At 40.3% G+C, this 19,367-nt stretch carries 15 protein-coding genes, 1 other RNA gene and 1 other annotated feature; of the genes, 2 read left to right on the top strand and 14 right to left on the bottom strand.

The features are described 5' to 3' along the window. Positions 1–24: 24 nt before the first annotated feature. Positions 25–2,619 (top strand): bifunctional acetaldehyde-CoA/alcohol dehydrogenase, encoded by a 2,595-nt coding sequence (gene adhE / locus B7E07_RS06590; RefSeq protein WP_080844732.1) that lies wholly within the window; start codon positions 25–27, stop codon positions 2,617–2,619. A 131-nt stretch (positions 2,620–2,750) separates the two neighbouring features. Here the strand turns inward: adhE and B7E07_RS06585 are convergent, their stop codons facing one another. From B7E07_RS06585 to B7E07_RS23540, 7 genes are all read right to left on the bottom strand, one after another. Beyond that, on the bottom strand, positions 2,751–3,002 hold the full coding sequence (locus B7E07_RS06585) for a hypothetical protein (protein WP_080844731.1): 252 nt from the start codon (positions 3,000–3,002) through the stop codon (positions 2,751–2,753). Between the two features lie 10 nt (positions 3,003–3,012). After that, complete coding sequence (locus tag B7E07_RS24395; RefSeq protein WP_257391406.1) at positions 3,013–3,252, bottom strand: GyrI-like domain-containing protein; 240 nt, start codon at positions 3,250–3,252, stop codon at positions 3,013–3,015. Beyond that, on the bottom strand, positions 3,249–3,464 hold the full coding sequence (locus B7E07_RS24390; RefSeq protein WP_257391405.1) for a GyrI-like domain-containing protein: 216 nt from the start codon (positions 3,462–3,464) through the stop codon (positions 3,249–3,251). The genes B7E07_RS24395 and B7E07_RS24390 overlap by 4 nt, the downstream gene beginning before the upstream one ends. Before the next feature lie 154 nt (positions 3,465–3,618). Then, a non-coding RNA gene (gene ssrS / locus B7E07_RS06575) (6S RNA) lies at positions 3,619–3,807 on the bottom strand. A 62-nt stretch (positions 3,808–3,869) separates the two neighbouring features. Continuing rightward, positions 3,870–5,645 (bottom strand): aspartate--tRNA ligase, encoded by a 1,776-nt coding sequence (gene aspS / locus B7E07_RS06570; RefSeq protein ID WP_080844729.1) that lies wholly within the window; start codon positions 5,643–5,645, stop codon positions 3,870–3,872. Between the two features lie 11 nt (positions 5,646–5,656). Beyond that, positions 5,657–6,931, bottom strand: coding sequence for a histidine--tRNA ligase (hisS, locus tag B7E07_RS06565; protein WP_080844728.1), 1,275 nt, complete (start codon positions 6,929–6,931; stop codon positions 5,657–5,659). Positions 6,932–7,020: 89 nt separating this feature from the next. Then, positions 7,021–7,257, bottom strand: a binding site (T-box leader). Positions 7,258–7,462: 205 nt separating this feature from the next. After that, entirely contained in the window at positions 7,463–7,639 is a 177-nt protein-coding gene (locus tag B7E07_RS23540; protein WP_176215121.1) for a hypothetical protein, read from the bottom strand. 398 nt (positions 7,640–8,037) lie between these two features. On the opposite strand from B7E07_RS23540, the gene B7E07_RS06560 reads away from it, so the two are divergent. Continuing rightward, positions 8,038–9,798, top strand: coding sequence for an SH3 domain-containing protein (locus tag B7E07_RS06560; RefSeq protein WP_080844727.1), 1,761 nt, complete (start codon positions 8,038–8,040; stop codon positions 9,796–9,798). A gap of 34 nt (positions 9,799–9,832) precedes the next feature. Here B7E07_RS06560 and dtd read toward each other — a convergent pair whose 3' ends face one another. From dtd to B7E07_RS06525, 7 genes are all read right to left on the bottom strand, one after another. Then, the gene (gene dtd, locus B7E07_RS06555) at positions 9,833–10,273 is read right to left on the bottom strand and encodes a D-aminoacyl-tRNA deacylase (protein ID WP_080844726.1); all 441 of its coding nucleotides are present in this window, start codon (positions 10,271–10,273) and stop codon (positions 9,833–9,835) included. 19 nt (positions 10,274–10,292) lie between these two features. Beyond that, positions 10,293–12,488, bottom strand: a complete 2,196-nt coding sequence (locus B7E07_RS06550) for a RelA/SpoT family protein (RefSeq protein WP_080844724.1) — start codon at positions 12,486–12,488, stop codon at positions 10,293–10,295. 434 nt (positions 12,489–12,922) lie between these two features. Beyond that, entirely contained in the window at positions 12,923–13,435 is a 513-nt protein-coding gene (locus B7E07_RS06545) for an adenine phosphoribosyltransferase (RefSeq protein WP_080844720.1), read from the bottom strand. After that, positions 13,404–15,794 carry a single-stranded-DNA-specific exonuclease RecJ gene (gene recJ / locus B7E07_RS06540; protein ID WP_080844717.1) on the bottom strand — a complete coding sequence of 797 codons (2,391 nt, stop codon included), beginning with the start codon at positions 15,792–15,794 and terminating at the stop codon, positions 13,404–13,406. The genes B7E07_RS06545 and recJ overlap by 32 nt, the downstream gene beginning before the upstream one ends. Before the next feature lie 81 nt (positions 15,795–15,875). Beyond that, positions 15,876–16,187 carry a LapA family protein gene (locus tag B7E07_RS06535; protein WP_080844715.1) on the bottom strand — a complete coding sequence of 104 codons (312 nt, stop codon included), beginning with the start codon at positions 16,185–16,187 and terminating at the stop codon, positions 15,876–15,878. Positions 16,188–16,332: 145 nt separating this feature from the next. Next, on the bottom strand, positions 16,333–18,594 hold the full coding sequence (gene secDF / locus B7E07_RS06530) for a protein translocase subunit SecDF (protein WP_080844712.1): 2,262 nt from the start codon (positions 18,592–18,594) through the stop codon (positions 16,333–16,335). Between the two features lie 254 nt (positions 18,595–18,848). Then, positions 18,849–19,142 (bottom strand): post-transcriptional regulator, encoded by a 294-nt coding sequence (locus B7E07_RS06525; protein WP_080844710.1) that lies wholly within the window; start codon positions 19,140–19,142, stop codon positions 18,849–18,851. Positions 19,143–19,367 lie beyond the last annotated feature (225 nt).

Here is a 19,367-nt window from a genome sequence, read left to right as displayed (position 1 = left end):
ACAATTTAATTGGAGGGTTTAATCATGGCTATTGATGAAAAACAACTAACAGAAAAAGCTACGGCTATAACAGAAGTGAACCAGCTTGCTGCCAATGGACTGCAGGCATTAAAACAATTCAGCAGTTTTTCTCAGGAAAATATAGATAGCATTGTCAAAGCAATGGCTCTTGCCGGACTTGATCAGCATATGCCGCTTGCCAAGCTTGCTGTGGAAGAAACCGGCAGAGGTGTCTATGAAGATAAAATCATAAAAAATATGTTTGCAACAGAATACATCTATCACAATATTAAATACGATAAAACCGTTGGCATCATCCATGAAAACAATCATGAAGGCATTTATGAAATTGCTGAACCAATCGGTGTTATTGCTGGAGTGACACCTGTTACGAATCCAACTTCAACAACCATGTTTAAAGCTCTCATATCCATAAAAACAAGAAATCCGATTATATTTGCTTTTCATCCTTCCGCCCAAAAATGCAGCAGTGAAGCGGCGCGTATTCTGAGGGATGCGGCCATACAGGCCGGTGCTCCCGAGCATTGTATTCAATGGATTGAAACACCATCTCTGGCTGCTACACAGCAATTAATGACACACCCTGATATCTCACTCATTCTTGCAACAGGCGGATCCGGAATGGTCAAATCTGCATACAGCTCAGGAAAGCCCGCTCTAGGGGTTGGACCTGGAAACGTGCCTTGCTATATTGAAAAAACAGCTAATGTCAGACGGTCCATCAATGATTTAATTCTCTCCAAAACCTTTGACAACGGGATGATTTGTGCGTCTGAGCAAGCGGTCATCATTGATAAAGAAATCTACAATGAAGTCAAAAATGAAATGATCGAAAATGGCTGTTATTTTGTTAATCCTGATGAGAAAAAGAAGCTTGAGAAACTTGTCATTAATGAACATACATGTGCCATCAATGCAGATATCGTAGGCATGCCTGCAGCTGTTATTGCTGAAAAAGCCGGTTTCCATGTGCCAGAAGGAACAAAAATTCTGGTAGCCGAGCTAAAAGGAGTTGGCGCAGAATACCCATTATCCCGGGAAAAACTCAGTCCAGTACTTGCCTGCTATAAAGTAAACAGCCTTGAAGAAGGATTAACACGATGTGAAGAAATGCTGGAATTTGGCGGTTTAGGGCATTCAGCCGTTCTTCATTCCAGCAGCGAGCATGTGCAGCGGATATTTGGCACACGAATGAAGGCAGGCAGAATTATTTTAAATGCTCCATCCTCTCAAGGTGGCATTGGAGATATCTACAATGCTTATATGCCTTCATTAACGCTTGGCTGCGGAACTTACGGCGGAAACTCTGTATCTACGAATGTAGGAGCCGTACATCTTATCAATATTAAAAAAATGGCACAAAGGAATAATAACATGCAGTGGTTTAAAATCCCGCCAAAAGTTTATTTTGAAAAGAATTCAACTCAATATTTAGCAAAAATGCCAAAGATCTCGAAAGCCTTTATTGTGACAGATCCCGGCATGGTAAAGCTCGGTTATGTCGATAAAGTACTTTATTATCTGCGCAAGCGTCCAGACTATGTCCATTGTGAGATTTTTTCTGATGTAGAGCCAGATCCTTCCATTGAAACGGTCATAAAAGGTGCTGAGCAGATGGCACAGTTTAACCCAGACGTGATTATCGCGCTTGGCGGCGGTTCAGCAATGGATGCAGCCAAAGGAATGTGGCTATTTTACGAGCATCCTGATACTGAATTTTTTGGGTTAAAGCAGAAGTTTTTAGATATTCGAAAAAGAATCGTCAAATATAAAAAACTCGGTGAAAGAGCACAATTTGTCGCGATACCCACAACCTCTGGCACCGGTTCTGAAGTCACTTCCTTCTCAGTTATTACCGATAAAGAAGCAAATATTAAATACCCTTTGGCAGACTATGAGTTAACGCCTGATGTTGCCATCATTGATCCACAATATGTCATGACCGTGCCGAAGCATATAACGGCAGATACAGGCATGGACGTTTTAACACATGCCATCGAGGCTTATGTTTCCGTCATGGCAAATGATTATACGGACGGCTTAGCCATAAAAGCCATTCAGCTTGTCTTTGACTATTTGCCTAAAGCATATCGAAATGGAGCCGATGAAGTGGCACGGGAAAAAATGCATAATGCCTCCACCATCGCCGGAATGGCATTTGCGAACGCCTTTTTAGGAATCAATCATAGCCTTGCCCACAAGCTTGGCGCTGAATTTCATATTGCACATGGCCGTGCCAATGCAATCCTAATGCCGCATGTGATTCGCTATAATGCAGTCAAACCAAAAAAATTCACCGCATTCCCTAAGTATGAACGCTTTATTGCGGACGAACGCTATGCGGAAATTGCGAGAACACTAGGATTGCCTGCCCGGACAACAGAGGAAGGCGTCAACTCGCTGATCCAGGCAGTCTGCGACTTGGCGAAAGAGCTGGAAATCCCAATGACCCTTCAAGGAAACGGCGTAAACAAAGAGATGTTTGAAAACAGAGTTGATTTCTTAGCAGAACGCGCTTTTGAAGATCAGTGCACCACCGCTAATCCAAAACTTCCGCTGATAACCGAACTCGCCGAGATCTATCGCCAGGCTTGGTAATCAAATAAGACGTGAAACCGGAGAAAAGCTTTGTGATTCTCCGGTTTTTTTGGTTTTGTGAAGGAATATGGCTTTATATTGAGCCTGGAAAGCTAATTTTGCATAAAATTAGAGTTAATTAGCCGGTGAGATTAGATTTTCCTATTAAATGTTTTGAGTTTCCTATTAAAATTTCTCGGGTTCCTATCAAAATTTGTGTTTTTCCTATCAAAATTCCTAGGCTTCCTATCAAATTTTTCGAGTTTCCTATCAATTCCTGGACTTCCTATCAAAATTTCTCGGGTTCCTATCAAAATTCCTGGACTTCCTATCAAATTATCCGGCTTTCCTATCAAAATTCCTGAGTTTCCTATCAAATTATTTGAGTTTCCTATCAAACCCACTAAATCCCCTCTATTTAACAGGTACACAAATCTCACAAAGATGACTCTCTACCTTTTCTTCGCTATATCGCTCAAATGCCGGCCGCTCCATGTCCACACGTAATCCATTTTTCTTCAATTCCAAAAATATCATTCCCCAGGCTATCTCAATCGCTTCAGCAGTATGCTCAACTTCATAAATAGCATATCTTCCTGGCAAAAGACCCCCCTCACAAACTTGATCATCCAAAAGTACTCCCTCAGTGATCACAATTCCAGCATCATATCTGCAGCGTTCAGGTAGTGTCGTCCCAGGATATCATGTGATATCCCCACAATCATCCCTTCTCCCTGCATCAGCCCGTTTTCCCTTCCCCACTCTTTTATTCTCCTCATCGCTTCAAGATTCCCCATCCCATATGGTCCAACATGCCGAATATACGCAATACGTGCTGCGAGTAAACTTTCAATTCTTATTTTCATCCGTATTACCTCCATTTTGTTTGTACGTCCAAAATGAATGTAACAGCCATTAAAATGAATTTCAGCAATATTTTTAATTTTTTTCAAATTATTTTAAAACACATTAAAAAACCCCACGCAATTAGTGCAGGGTTTATTCGTAAGTATGTAGTTAAAGAGTCCCAATCATGCCGTCGCCTCATGTGCCTTCGTTTTGAACCCGCACTCAGCAGGTGGGTGTCCTGTTCCTGCATTTGCAAGTCCTCTAACATGGAGGCATTTACGCGGCTCGGAAACTCTGGACTCCCGAAGGAATAATGTTCGGTCAAAATTTCAGGTATTGCAACGAACACATCAGGACTCTTTATGAATTGAACTCATTATATCACGAAATGAAAGCTCTTACAATGAGTAAGGAATAGGCAATTATTCACTTTTTTTAAGATTTAAAGCTAAGTGTAAGTCATCTAACTGAGTCTCACTAACCTCACCTGGTGCATTCGTCAGCACGCAGCTTGCACTTGCTGTTTTAGGGAATGCAATCGTATCACGCAGATTTGTTCTGCCTGCAAGCAGCATCACAAGACGGTCAAGGCCTAAAGCAATTCCGCCATGCGGAGGCGTTCCATATTCGAATGCTTCAAGCAGGAATCCAAACTGCTCTCTTGCTTCTTCTTTTGAGAAGCCAAGTACTTCAAACATTTTTTCCTGGACTTCACGTTCGAAAATACGTAGAGATCCACCGCCAAGCTCATAGCCGTTTAAGACTAGGTCATATGCTTGTGCCTTCACCTGTTCAGGATTGCTGTCCAATAAATGCAGATCATCACGCGCCGGCATTGTGAATGGATGGTGTGCTGCATAATAGCGGCCTTCATCTTCTGCATATTCAAGCAATGGCCAATCTGTTACCCATAAGAAATTGAATTTGCTTTGATCAATCAGGTTTTGTTCTTTACCGATTTTTAAGCGAAGTGCACCTAATGCATCTGCAACTACATTCTTTTTATCAGCTACAAATAACAGCAAATCTCCTGTTTCAACTAAAAGTGCCGATTTTAGTTCACTTTCTTCTTCTGGGCTGACAAACTTAGCAATTGGTCCTTTTAAGCCTTCTTCTTCCGCTTTCAGCCATGCAAGGCCTTTTGCGCCATATCTGGCAACGAATTCTGTTAGAGCATCGATATCTTTACGAGAGTATGCTGATGCACCATTTTTCACATTAATGGCTTTCACTTGCCCTCCAGATGAAACAGCACCTGCAAATACCTTAAAACCTGAGTCCTTTACAATAGCAGACACGTCTGTTAATTCCATTGCAAAGCGTGTATCCGGCTTATCTGAGCCAAAACGGTCCATCGCCTCTTGGTATGGCATCCGGTTAAACGGTGTTTCAATCTGAATGCCCTTAACGTCCTTCATGATTTTTGTCATCATTGATTCCATCATTGCAATAATATCATCCTGGCTCATGAAGCTTGTTTCGATATCAAGCTGTGTAAATTCAGGCTGACGGTCCGCACGCAAGTCTTCATCACGGAAACAGCGGGCGATTTGATAATATTTTTCAAATCCGCCAACCATCAATAACTGTTTGAAAATCTGCGGTGATTGCGGAAGTGCGTAGAATTCGCCTGGATGTACTCGGCTAGGCACTAAATAGTCGCGAGCCCCTTCAGGTGTGCTCTTCGTTAAAATTGGTGTTTCTACATCGATGAATCCTTCTTCATCAAGGAAATTCCGCATTGTTTTTGTGACTTGATGACGCATTTTTAATGTTTCAAAAATAGCTGGTCTGCGCATATCTAAATATCGGTATTTCAAACGAATATCTTCAGATACATCCGTTTGATCTTCAATTACAAACGGAGGTGTTTTCGCTTCATTAATGATATTCACAGTTGCAACTGAGACTTCAATTTCCCCTGTTTTCAGATTTTCGTTCACTGTGCCTTCTTGACGTGCAACAACCGTTCCTGTCACATCAAGCACATATTCATTTCTGATTTTTTCTGCTGTTTCTAATGCTTCTTTTGAAACTTCCGGGTTAAACACGATTTGCACAATTCCCGTACGGTCACGAAGGTCGATAAAAATTAGTCCTCCCAGATCGCGGCGCTTTTGCACCCATCCTTTTAACGTCACTGTTTCGCCAATATGGCTGCTGTTGATATGCCCACATTCATAAGTTCTGCCAAACATCTCTATTCCTCCTATTTGCCGCTTAGTTCTATAAATTTCTCGATAAATGTATTGAGATTGATTTCCGTTTGTTCACCAGTATCCATGGATTTTAGATTGATTTTATTTGCTTTTAGTTCATCTTCTCCAAGTACAGCAACATATTTCGCATTGACCCGGTCTGCCGCTTTAAATTGCGCTTTAATTTTACGATCTAAATAATCTCGATCAGCAGAAAAGCCAGCGTTTCTAAGCTTCTGCAGCAGGCCAACTGTGTAATCCTTTGCTTCGTCACCCAATGCGACAAGATAACAATCAATGCTGCTCTTTAAATCCAGCTCTACCTTTTCAGCAGCAAGAGCTGCAATGAGTCTTTCAATACTGAATGCAAAGCCAATACCAGGGGCTTCCGGCCCGCCAATGTCTTCTGTTAATCCATTGTATCTACCGCCGCCGCAAAGAGTTGTGATGGCACCAAAACCTTCTGCATCACTCATAATCTCAAATGCTGTGTGTGTGTAATAGTCCAATCCGCGCACTAGATTTGGGTCCACCACAAATTCTATGTCAAGATCCTGTAAATATCTCTGAACCTTTTCAAAATAAGTTTTTGACTCTTCATTTAAGTAATCCAATATCGATGGTGCTGTCTTCATTAGTTCATGCTCACGATCTTTTTTACAATCCAAAATCCTCATCGGATTTTTCTCAAGTCTGCTCTGACAGTCGCTGCAGAATTCTCCGATCCGCGGTTTGAAGTGTGCAATCAATGCATCGCGGTGAGCTCCTCTGCTTTCTTTATCACCTAAGCTGTTAATCACAAGCTTTAATTTTTTTAAGCCCATTTCTTTATAAAATGTCATTGCAAGAGCAATGACTTCTGCATCTATTGCCGGATCAGTACTGCCGATTGCTTCAACACCAAATTGCACAAACTGGCGGAATCTGCCTGCCTGCGGGCGTTCATAGCGGAACATTGGTCCCATATAATAAAGCTTAATCGGCTGGTTCGCGTAGCCAAACATCTTATTTTCAACATAAGAGCGCACTACAGCAGCTGTTCCCTCTGGACGAAGCGTTAAGCTGCGCTCGCCGCGGTCTTCAAAGGTATACATTTCTTTTTGGACAACATCCGTTGTATCGCCTACTCCGCGCAAAAACAGCTCTGTGTGTTCGAAAATCGGCGTTCTGATTTCCTGATATTGAAATCTGTCGCAGATTTCCTTCGCCTTCTGTTCAATAAGCTGCCATTTCTCAACTTCTCCAGGTAAAATATCCTGCGTTCCTCTTGGTATGTGAATTGCCATAATTGATCCTCCTAAAACAATTAATTACTATATATGTATAAAAATAGTCTGAACACAAAAAACTCTCGTCCCTTGTATTCATTACAAATACAAGGGACGAGAGTTATATTCCCGTGGTGCCACCCTAATTGAAGTCAGTTTACCTGCTTCCACTTTTACAGTTAACGCCTGTGTACGTTCATTTCCTACTAGACCAGATTGGCATTTCAGAACGAAGCCTACGAAGTGTTCTTTCATTAAATCAGTTTGGAGAAATGCTTTCAGCCTAAGGCATTTCCTCTCTTTCCAATTAGGATTTAACTACTCTTCTCCATCATCGGTTATATGAAAAGCGTAAGCGCCTTGCTCAGCCCCGACAAGCTTAAGGCAAGATGTACTAAAGGTTGTTCTTTAACCTTTAGGGCAGATTGACTTAAGACCTCGAGTCCCTAGCGCCTGCAGCTAGACAATACGAAAAGCGTAAGCGCCTTTCCATATGCTATATTATTTATTTAATATTAAGGACCAAACCCAATAATGTCAATAGTGAAATTAAGAGCGCCCCATTTTCTTTTTTAATGTTTTAACATCTTTTAATGTCAAACCAAATTCAGAAGCCAGCTCAACCATGTTTGATTGCTGCTCTGATTGGATAAAATCATGAAAATCAACACCAAATAATTTATTGTTAGCTGATTGAACTGACATTCCTTTATCGCCAAATCTCATTAAAAAAACCACCCTTTAGCTTATATTCTTCTTGTTAGTATTCCCAATAAAGGAAAGTTTATTTTTCTAATCTGCCCTCTATCATAAAAAAATTTTCTTAGAGGAAATGCAAATTAAATAACGAATTAGTATAATAGGCTGGTACTAATTTTGTGTTAAGAAGTTTGCCCGGTATCATTAATCTAGTTGATTGAAATGGAATGGGGAGAAACAGGACAATAAGACGCCGCCGCAGGAGCGATCATGACGAGAAGCTCTCTACCTGCCCCGCTAAAAGCGCGTACATAATGGAGTGGAAATCAGTCGTATTACTCAACAATGCTGAAAACACCCTGAAGAAAATGTTATACTGTGTAAGGCTGTTATTTGGCATTTTTTTCTGAGAGAGGAGGATTTTTTTGTTAAAGAGAAAAGCAGCAACCGTATTCTTGTGCTTCATTTTTTTGCTAGCGGCTTTTATTCCTGCTGCCAATGCTGAAGCAGAAGGTTTCAATATCCAAATTGCGGTTGATGAATTGAATGTAAGGTCAGGTCCCGGATTAAGCTATCCTATTTTAGGAAAAGCAAGCCGGGGAGAGGAATATCAGCTGCTTGGACAAGAAAATGAATGGCAGCAAATAAGCTTTAAAGGAGAACAAGGCTGGGTGGCTGACTGGCTTGTGACATCAGCAAACAGCTCATCATCATCTTCGAGCGACTCTGCATGGAGCGGACAAGCAACAATTACTGAAGATGGATTGCGTGTGAGAAGCGGTCCCGGAACAGACAACTCTGTTATCGGCACGGTTCATCAAGGTGAATCCTATCGCATTGAAAAAAGCAACGGCGAGTGGACACAGCTGGAAACTCCTTATGGTCTTGGCTGGGTATTTAACGATTATCTTCAACTAGATTCAAATGATGTTTCAAATGATATCGAAGAATCATCTGGGGATGAAAAGACTGGTACAATCACAGGCAGCTCGGTAAATATCCGATCTGACTCAACAACTGGCAGTGAAATTCTTGGCAAGCTAGAACAAGGGTCCACTGTAAAAATTCTATCCAAGAAAAACGGCTGGGTTGAGATTTCTTTTTCTGGACAATCGGCATGGGTAAGCAGTGACTATGTGGAGGCAGGGACTGGTTCCTCAACAGCTGGCACTACCAGTAATAAGCTTACAACCGGGAATACAGGACTTATTAAAGCAGATTCTTTAATTGTAAGAGACACCCCTTCCTTAAATGGAAGCAAAATCGGGAATGTTACAAAAGGTCAGTCGTTCACCATGCTTGAAGAAAGTCATGATTGGGTCAAAATTGAGTTTGAAGAAGGCTCTTATGGATGGGTCGCAGGCTGGTTTTTAGAGAAGCAAAATGCTGGCAGTGCTCAAACTGTCAATAAATCTTTAAGCGGCAGCACGGTGTCAATCATACATGATGGCACAAACATACGGGCATCCACTTCAACAAGTTCAGCCGTTGTGGAAAGAGCTCATGCCGGCCAAGTTTTTGAGGCAATCTCATTAAAAAATGACTGGTATGAAATCAAATTGAATGACGGCAGCACAGGTTTCGTTGCTGGCTGGATTGTGACCATTAATGGACAAGCGCCTCAAATTGAAAAACGAGGATCAGGAAACACTGTGAAAAATAAAACGATTGTGATTGATCCAGGACATGGCGGCAGAGATAATGGCACCACAGGTACACGAGGCACATTAGAAAAGAAACTGAATTTACAGACTGCACAGCTATTAGCGGACAAGCTGAAGGCTGCAGGTGCAAATGTTATTTTAACAAGAAACACTGATACATATATCCCTCTTGAAACACGGGTAAGAAGTTCTTCCGTTAATGGAGCAGATGCTTTTATCAGTATTCATTATGATAGCATTAATGATCGCAGTGTACGCGGAATGACAACCTATTATTACCATGGCTTTCAGGAAAGTCTTGCAAGAGATGTTCATGCCTCAACAGCTGCGAGAACTCGTTTAAAAGATCGCGGGCATCGTCAAGGCGATTATTATGTGCTTAGAGAAAATAGCCAGAAAGCGATCTTAATTGAGCTTGGCTACCTAAGCAACCCAACGGAAGAAATGGCTGTTAGTTCACCGCAATATCAGGAAGCAGCAGCTACAGGAATGTATGAAGGACTAGTGAATTATTTTAAGTAGTAATAAAAAAAAACAGCTCTTAGTGAGCTGTTTTTTATTTGCTTTCTATAATGAGTGTGACTGGGCCGTCATTCGTCAGCTGAACGTCCATCATCGCACCAAAGGTACCTGTTTCAACCTTTAAACCTTTTTCACGCAGATATGCATTAAAAGCATTATACAATGTTAACGCGGTATCTGGTTTAGCTGCATTCATAAAGTTTGGTCTGCGGCCTTTTCGGCAATCACCATAAAGAGTAAACTGGGAAACTGACAAAATCTCTCCGCCTGCGTCTAAAATGGATAAATTCATTTTTCCATCCACATCATCAAAGACCCTTAAGTTAGCAACTTTATCAGCAAGAAAAGCTGCATCCTCATCTGTATCTTCATGTGTGACACCAACAAGCAGGACAAAACCTTTTTCAATTCTGCCCACAACCTCTTCTTCGACCGTGACACTCGCTTGTTTGCTTCGCTGTACTACTACCTTCATAACACTATACTCTCCCAGATTAATTCATTATACGTCTGACAGCATACACGTCTGGTATTTGTTTGATTCGATCAACTACTTTTTGCAGATGGCTGACATTCTGAATAGCAATGGACATATCAATCGTAGCCGCCTTATTGCGGTCCGATTTGCCAGTGACAGCTGAAATATTTGTTTTTGTTTCATTTACTGCCTGCAATACTTCATTCAGAAGTCCTCTGCGATCATAGCCGGTGATTTCAATTTCAACATTATATTCCTTCCGGTCATTTAAGCCGGTTTCCCATTCGACTGGTATGAGGCGGGCCTGCGCATCGTCTGTTCCTATGTTAGTACAATCCGCACGGTGAACGGAGACTCCCCTGCCTTTTGTAATAAAGCCAACAATCTCATCGCCGGGGACTGGATTACAGCAGCGCGATAATCGGATTAACAAGTTATCAATACCCGATACACGCACACCTGATTCTCGTTTTTTCGCAGTTGGAAATGACTTTAATTCTGAAACTGCATTTGAAATATCGTTGTTTTGCTCCAAATCTCGTTGTTTACGCCACTTTTCTGTTAATCGGTTGGCAACCTGCAAGGCCGTGATGCCGTTGTAACCTACTGCAGCATACATATCGTCTTCATTGGCAAAATTAAATTTTTCAACAACCTTCTTAACGTTATCAGCTGTTAAAATTTCTTTTAAATCAAAATCCATTTGGCGTATTTCTTTTTCAACAAGTTCTTTGCCTTTTTCAAAATTCTCATCTTTTCGCTGTTTCTTAAAGAATTGTCTAATTTTGTTTTTAGCCTGTGACGATTGCGCCAGCTTTAGCCAATCTTTGCTTGGTCCATAAGAATGCTTTGATGTGAGAATTTCAATAATATCACCAGTTTGCAGCTTATAGTCTAGTGTCACCATTTTTCCATTCACTTTGCTGCCGATTGTTTTGTTGCCGATTTCAGAATGAATTCGGTAAGCAAAATCAATTGGAACAGAGCCTGATGGAAGTTCAATTACATCACCTTTTGGTGTAAAGACAAAAACCATATCTGAAAACAGATCCATTTTCAAGGATTCCATAAATTCTTCAGCATTAACTGTGTCGTCCTGGAAGTCAAGAATTTCTCTAAACCATGTAAGCTTTTCTTCAAATGAAGAGTTTTCAGCTACTATTTTACCCTCTTTATACGCCCAGTGGGCAGCGATCCCAAATTCCGCGATTCGGTGCATCTCCATTGTGCGGATCTGCACTTCCAAAGGATCCCCTTTTGGTCCAATCACAGTTGTATGAAGTGATTGATACATATTTTGCTTTGGCATCGCAATATAATCCTTAAATCTTCCTGGCATCGGCTTCCAGCATGTATGAATAATCCCTAAAACAGCGTAGCAGTCCTTTATGCTGTTCACAACAATTCGTACGGCTAATAAGTCATAAATCTCATTAAACTGCTTGTTTTGCAGAGCCATTTTTCGATAAATGCTGTAAATATGCTTTGGACGGCCTGACATTTCAGATTTAATTGCCACCTCATCCAGCCGCTCCCGCATGATGGAAATAACTTCATCAAGATATTCTTCCCGTTCTGCTCTTTTCTTTTTCATTAAATTAACGATTCGATAGTATTGCTGTGGATTTAAATATCTTAATGCTGTATCTTCAAGCTCCCATTTAATTTTGCTGATCCCTAAGCGGTGTGCAAGAGGCGCAAAGATTTCAAGTGTCTCGTTTGAAATGCGGCGCTGCTTTTCAGCCGGCAGATGCTTTAATGTCCTCATATTATGAAGACGGTCAGCAAGTTTGATTAAGATAACACGAATATCCTGTGCCATCGCGACAAACATTTTGCGATGATTTTCCGCCTGCTGTTCTTCCTGTGACTTGTATTTAATTTTCCCCAATTTTGTTACACCATCGACAAGCATGGCAACTTCATCATTAAATGCGTTCGATATATCTTCCAGTGTAATTTCTGTATCCTCAACAACATCATGTAAAAAACCTGCTGCGACTGTAGAAGGATCCATTTCTAAGTCAGCAAGAATGCCGGCTACTTGAATTGGATGAATGATATATGGTTCGCCTGATTTGCGATATTGTTCACGATGAGCATGCTTGGCAAATTCATAAGCCTCTTTTACAAATAAGGTCTGCTCCTCATTTAAATATTGCTTTACTATGTCGATGACTTGTTCGGCGGTCAGAACCTGATCATGCGCCATGGAATCACCTTTACCCCATAATTTTATTTCTGCTGCGTTTTCGTTTATATAAACAGTGCTTCGCAAACTTGAGCGGGTAAGCACCAACAATAATTAGTGAAGGATCATTCGAGTGTTGTTTATGTTACAAATTAGAATGATTGTTATTATTATCGAAAAAAAATGGACAAATGTAAAGTAGTTGGCTGTTATTTTTATGGAAAAGCGAAAAAAATGTCGAACTTTGACTAATTTGTTGTGTAAATTTGTTAGTATACCCACTTATTATAGAAAATATATGGTGTTTTTTAGTAAATAAATCATTTCAGAAACCCTGTTTAAATTAGAAGTGTTTTGAAAATCTTGTTCTACACGGCGGGGAGCTACTCGCTTGTCCACCTGCTCTTCAATGTATAAAAAGAGCGCCATGTTAAGTAGCGCTCTTTTTGTGTTTATTAAAAGTCCATTAGTGTCAGTACATCGTATTTTTCGAGTTTGCTTCTGCCTTCGAGGTATGTTAATTCGATTAAGAAGGCAATGCCTGCAACGATGCCGCCAAGCTCTTCAACAAGTTTGATTGTTGCTTCGATTGTACCGCCAGTTGCTAATAAGTCATCCGTGATTAAGACACGCTGACCTGGTTTAATTGCATCCTTGTGGATGGTTAAAACATCTTTTCCGTATTCTAAGCCATAATCAACCTTGACTGTTTCCCTTGGAAGTTTGCCTTCTTTACGAACTGGTGCAAAACCTACTCCTAAAGAATAAGCTACAGGACAGCCGATAATAAAGCCACGCGCCTCTGGGCCTACAACAAGATCAATGTTTTGTTTTTTTGCATATTCAACGATTTGGTCAGTTGCATATTTATATGCTTCACCATTATCCATTAAAGTTGTAATATCTTTAAAACGAATTCCTGGTTTTGGCCAATCTTCAACGATTGTAATGTATTGTTTCAAGTCCATTCTTACCCATTTCCTCCTCGGATTCCACAGATCCTGAGATCACTTCATCAAACCAGCTCTTTAGCTGGCTATAAGATGAGTATAGCAAATCGCTTTCAAGCTCATATGATGCCTGCTTTTGCCGGTATGTCTGTGAATCTGCCAAATCACGTTTATTGGCTGTATTTTGTAGAGAAATAACTCCACTCTTTATTGTAACAAAATCTAGCTCAAAAAACACTGTTGAGATAAAATCTATTGAATCTCTGCTCCACCCTTTGTGTTTGGCTAAGTCGTTTCCGTGCTTTTTCAAGTCAAAAGGACCTTTTTTCGCTAAAAATGCATAAAACCATTTAAAATGATCACGGTTCGGCATGGTGCTGAAGAAATCACTATCCTGTTTATAAAATAATGTATATATTCTGCCTGGCTGTTTGCCCTGCAATAACCCTGAGAGCAGAGCCTTTGATGGGGGAAGGTCGGCTAGAATAATCGGGTCTTCAGAAAGACTCGTCTTCAGTGCTTCTTCTAGAGTCGAGATAAAGGCAATAGGACCATTAGCAAATTGCTTAATAGACTCAACATTTTCTTCATTAAAAACAATCCATTTAATCGCAGTCTGCTTTAAACCAACAGGCAGCTTGGCAGGATTTTTTATTCCTCTTATATCAAAAAGCTGCCATCCTTCAACTGCGACGTCATGAATGAAAATTTGCGGCTTTTTAATATTATTCCATTCGTTGATGGAGAGTTCGCCAATCACATTAATGGAGGCATCTGGTGAAATGTGATCATACAGATGTCCAAGACTAAATCCGATCCCGTCCAAGTGTGCATCATCATTTTCAAGTGTTACTTTTAAATGATTTTGATTGGCACCAATTTTTCTGATTGATTTAATGCCCGCTTTTTCTATGACAACCTTTGGCTTTGGGTTGCCCATTCCAAATGGTGCCAGCATGTTCAGCTCTTGAATGGAGGCTAAATCAATTTCAGCCAAATGCACTCGCTGATCCAACGTGGTAACAGGAACAAAATCATCTTCTGTCAGCTGCTGATCTGCAAGTTCTTTCAGACGCTCTCTCAGTTCGTCCACATCTGAAGTATTTAATGTCATCCCTGCAGCCATAGGATGTCCGCCGAAATGAGGAAGAATATCTCTGCATTCTGAAAGGTTCTTAAATAAATCAAACCCTGCAATGCTGCGGGCAGAACCCTTCGCCAGTCCTTTAACAGGATCGTAGCTTAATACTATGGCAGGGCGGTAAAACTTTTCGACCAGCTTTGAAGCAACGATTCCGATTACACCAGCGTTCCAGCCTTCTTTTCCAACTACAATCACTGGATGCTCGTCAATGCTATAATTTGTTTCAACTTCTTCAATCGCCTGCTGTGCAATTTCATTCACGATGTTCTGGCGTTCTTTATTCATATTGTCGATCTCTTCAGCAATAGCTTCTGCTTCCACGCGATCCTCTGTTAATAACAGAGCAACAGCCGGATCTGCACTATCCAGTCTTCCAGCGGCATTTAAACGCGGACCTATGAAAAAACCAATTGTCTCTTCATCGATACCAGCAGCCTCAATATTGCCTCGTTTTAAAAGTTCCTGGAGGCCAATGAATTTCGTTGCTCTTAATTTCTTAATCCCTATTTTGGCAATGGTGCGATTTTCTCCTTTAAGAGGAACTAAATCGGCTATTGTACCAATAGCGGCAATTTCAAGCAAATGCTCTGGCAAATCCCCATATAAAGCATGCGCTACCTTAAGAGCAACACCAACTCCTGCCAGGTCCTGGAACGGATATACACTATCTTCAAGCTTTGGATGAATAATGGCTAAAGCTTCAGGAAGCTCAGGTCCCGGTTCGTGGTGATCGGTAATAATTAAGTCGAGCCCAAGATCTTTAGCTGCCTTCGCTTCATTGATCGCAGCTATTCCGGTATCAACTGTAATAATCAGCTTAACACCGATGTCGGCTGCATATTCAAACGCAGGCACATTTGGACCGTACCCTTCTGTAAATCGGTTCGGAATATAGTATTCTACCCTTGCACCCAGATCACGCAATACAGTCATCATCACAGTTGTACTGGTGACTCCATCGGCATCATAGTCTCCAAAAATAAGGATTTGTTCTTCCTTGGCAATGGCCTCTTTTATTCTGGCAACTGCCAGGTCCATCCCTTTTAATAGAAAAGGATCATGAAAGCCTTGTTCTTTTTCAAATAAAAAATACCGTGCTGATTCAACGGTATCTATTCCACGATTAACAAGTAAAGAAGCAACTAGAGGTGTAACCTTTAGCTCTTTCACTAATATATCTACTTTTTCTTGTTCTGATTGCCGGATTACCCAGCGTGTTTTTGATTTTAACATGCATTCACCCCTCGGCTTTTTCATTATACAAGAGGGGTTAGCTTGTTTCAATACTATAGACTGGACGAGGAGGTTTTCCGTTCAGCTTTGCGTACTTTCTTTAGGCTTTTTCTCTGCTTTTACAGGTTCTTTTTTTGCTGTATTTGGCTGCAGAGCCTCTTTTTCCTTTTTAAGATGTTTAATTTCCCTTTGCAGACTATAGATGCGTACAATCCCAACAGAACCAATAATGATTCCGCCCATTAAAACAGAACCGAGAATGACTAAAATAAGCGGCCATTCACTTTCTCCAAATAAATAATTGACTGTGACTGGATCCACATTGATGACAGCAAATATAGCAACAATTAGTGCAAATACAATACCTAGTAATAAGGCCCATTGATTTTTCATGATTATCCACCTTTCTTAAATCACTGATCTATTCCATTTACCACATTATAAGGACTAATAAAACACTGACTCTACAATTAATATACTTCAGAAACAGATAAAAATACCTCTGTCCATTTTGCAGGACAGAGGTATTTTGAATAACTTAAACCTGTGGTTCATCGGTCTCTTTTTTCTTTTCTTTAAACGTAATTAATACACCTTTTTGTTTAAGCTCTTTTCCTTTCCAGTCAAGCCAAATCTGTGCGGCAAGGAAGATAGAAGAGTACGTACCAGCGATTAGGCCGATGAGCAAGGCAATATTAAAGTTTCTGATTGCTTCGCTGCCGAAAATCAGCAAAGCTACTACAGCCAGCACAACTGTAATAATAGTATTTAACGAGCGTCCTAACGTTTGTCTTAAGCTCTTATTAACAACTTCTTTTAGTTCAGCAAATTCTTTAATTTTACGCTTTTTAACCATATTTTCCCGAATTCGGTCAAAGGTTACAATCGTATCATTAATTGAATATCCAATAATGGTTAACACAGCCGCAATAAAGGTTAAGTCGGCCTCTAGTCTTGTCATACTAAAGACAACGATGATAAAGAATGCATCATGCAGCAGCGCAATAATGGATGCCACAGCCATTTTAATTTCAAAGCGAATTGTTACATACAGGATAATTCCAATGGAAGCAATCCCAAGAGCAATCAAGGCGTTTCTGGCAATTTCTTTCCCAACTGCTGGTGAAACGGTGCTTATATTAGGTTCTGCGCCATAAATTTCCTGGAACTGATCTTTTACTTCTGCAATTTCATCTTGGCTTAGAACATCTGTCGTTCTGGCAACTGCAATATTATTTTCATCGCCAGAAATAACGATATCATCAGTAGTAATATTTACAGCCTCAAGCTGTTCGCTGAATTCCCCTGCGGTGATCTGCTGTTCAGCAAGCTGCTCTATTCTAGTTCCGTTAGAGAAATCAATACTCAAGTTCAAACGGAAGATACTTAATACAATGATGCCTGCAATAACCATCGCTCCCGATAATAGGAAAAATTTCTTTCTATTCTTCACGAAGTCGATTTTATCAAACTTAGAAGGCAAATCAAGTGTATCGTAATTTTCCGCTATATCTTTAATTTCATCCTTTTTAACACCAAACCAGCCTGGTTTCTTATTAAATAGATTGCTGTTTACCCAAAGCCCCAGCAATAATCTAGTTCCATAGACAGAAGTAATAAAGCTAACAAGGATACTAATGATTAAGGTTGTTGCAAAACCTTTAACCGAGCTTGTCCCATATATAAATAAGACAGCAGCTGCAAGTAATGTGGTCAGGTTTGCATCAAAAATGGTCGAAAGCGAGTTTTTTCCGCCCACTTGGAATGCGGACTTAATTGAACGGCCAACCTTGATTTCTTCCTTAATTCTTTCATACGTAATAATATTTGCATCGACAGCCATTCCGACCCCGAGAATAAGGGCGGCAATTCCCGGCAGTGTCATAACCGCATTTAGCCAGTCAAAAATAAGCAAAGTGATAAATAAATATACTGTTAATGTGATCGATGCAATCAATCCTGGGAAGCGGTAAAAAGCAATCATAAAGAGGAAGATCGCTCCAACACCGACGACTCCGCCGACAACTGTTTTCTCTAATGCCTGTTCACCGAATTGAGCTCCTACTGACGTAGAGAAAACTTCAGTAAGTTCAACCGGCAATGAACCTGCACTAAGCAAATCGGCCAATGTTTGCGCTTCATCTAATGTAAAGTTCCCCTCAATTGTAACGGTATCAGTATTAAAAACCTCTCTTACGTTTGGTGCTGAAAGAAACGCTGGGTCTTCTTTCGTAGCCTCTTCCTGGTAGCTATTGACACCTTCTTCAAAATCCAGCCAAATAACAAGCTGATTATTTGGCGCCATCGCCACAATCTGTTCTGTTACTTCTTTAAACTTATTTGCATCCTTTAATTGAATCGATACATTTGGCTGACCCTTTTCGTCAAACGATTGTTTCGCTCCGCCCTCGACAAGGTCAGAGCCATCCATCATCAGCACATCGTTTACATCACGAAATGAAAGTTTTGCACTTGTTGAAAGAATTTCCCGTGCTTCATTTTGGTCTGTAACTCCTGCAAGTTGAACACGAATACGATTATCGCCTTCAATTTGAATACTTGGCTCATTAACACCGAGCACGTTAATTCTTCGGTCAAGTGATTGCACAGTACTGTTTAAAATGTCCTGCGTCACTTCTTGGCCATCCTCAGTCTTTACCTCATATAAAACTTCAAATCCGCCCTGCAGATCAAGACCGAGTTTAATATTGTTTAAAATATCTTTTGATGTCACGCCAATCAAGCTTCCAAGCAATAAAACAATGAGGAAGAATGAAAGGATTCTACTGCGTTTGACCATTATGTATAAATCCTCCTTAAATAGTGCCAGTAAAGGCATTAGACCTATGATTCCAATATAATACCCATTATGAAACAGAAAAAGATAGCTGTCAATTTGACTATTGACGGAAAAAGGCTTGTACAAAAGCGCTATACAAAGTGATTTAAGTCCTTTTGCACAAAGACTTTTCTTCATACTTTGGAGCAAAGATTATCTATCGATCCATTATTGCCTTATATTCCTTAATTCATCTGATAACGATGCCAACTAAACTACTTAAAAAGACTTTTCAACTCTTCTTCACTTAAGGATAAATCACTTCCCCTTAAGGCTTCCACTGTTGAATAGTTGATGTATTCCCCAGCCTTAACAGCCATAATATCTTCAATTATTTCGAATAATTTGACTTCTTCCTTTGGTTTACGCCATTTTTTCTTTGTAAGAAATGACCAGAACTCATCTTCGTTAACATTTCCATAGCCATAAAACTGAATTTCATCTAGCTTCACCTGCAATGCCGGACTAACTTGTTGACGAAAGGAATCATAGGGATGATTACTTTTCAAAATAGCAACGCCTCCATTTTAATTACATTTAATTACATGATCAAATTCGCTCCTCATTATTGTTGATCCTTCTATTGACCATCCAGAGTGCTGAAGAGGTTTATTTTTCAGCCGAAAATGAAATGGAGGTTGTACTAGTTTAGGATGTTCCGGTAATCAGCAGCGGATGATGCGATTTAAAAGTTATGTAAAAAGCATCGATAGAAAAAAGAGACTCTTAAGATC

It is taken from the genome of Cytobacillus gottheilii (assembly GCF_900166665.1).
GTDB lineage: Bacteria > Bacillota > Bacilli > Bacillales > Cytobacillaceae > Cytobacillus > Cytobacillus gottheilii_A.
The sequence above is the reverse complement of the archived record's forward strand: the minus strand, read 5'-3'. Positions and strand labels throughout refer to the sequence as shown.

Bases quoted from the DNA above. Each gene is read 5' to 3' on its own strand.
- B7E07_RS06535 (WP_080844715.1), bottom strand. From the start codon at position 16,187: ATGAAAAATCAATGGGCCTTATTACTAGGTATTGTATTTGCACTAATT.
- recJ (WP_080844717.1), bottom strand. From the start codon at position 15,794: ATGTTAAAATCAAAAACACGCTGGGTAATCCGGCAATCAGAACAAGAA.
- hisS (WP_080844728.1), bottom strand. From the start codon at position 6,931: ATGGCAATTCACATACCAAGAGGAACGCAGGATATTTTACCTGGAGAA.
- adhE (WP_080844732.1), top strand. From the start codon at position 25: ATGGCTATTGATGAAAAACAACTAACAGAAAAAGCTACGGCTATAACA.
- B7E07_RS23540 (WP_176215121.1), bottom strand. From the start codon at position 7,639: ATGAGATTTGGCGATAAAGGAATGTCAGTTCAATCAGCTAACAATAAA.
- dtd (WP_080844726.1), bottom strand. From the start codon at position 10,273: ATGAAGGTAGTAGTACAGCGAAGCAAACAAGCGAGTGTCACGGTCGAA.
- B7E07_RS06550 (WP_080844724.1), bottom strand. From the start codon at position 12,488: ATGGCGCATGATCAGGTTCTGACCGCCGAACAAGTCATCGACATAGTA.
- B7E07_RS24390 (WP_257391405.1), bottom strand. From the start codon at position 3,464: ATGAAAATAAGAATTGAAAGTTTACTCGCAGCACGTATTGCGTATATT.
- aspS (WP_080844729.1), bottom strand. From the start codon at position 5,645: ATGTTTGGCAGAACTTATGAATGTGGGCATATCAACAGCAGCCATATT.
- secDF (WP_080844712.1), bottom strand. From the start codon at position 18,594: ATGGTCAAACGCAGTAGAATCCTTTCATTCTTCCTCATTGTTTTATTG.
- B7E07_RS06545 (WP_080844720.1), bottom strand. From the start codon at position 13,435: ATGGACTTGAAACAATACATTACAATCGTTGAAGATTGGCCAAAACCA.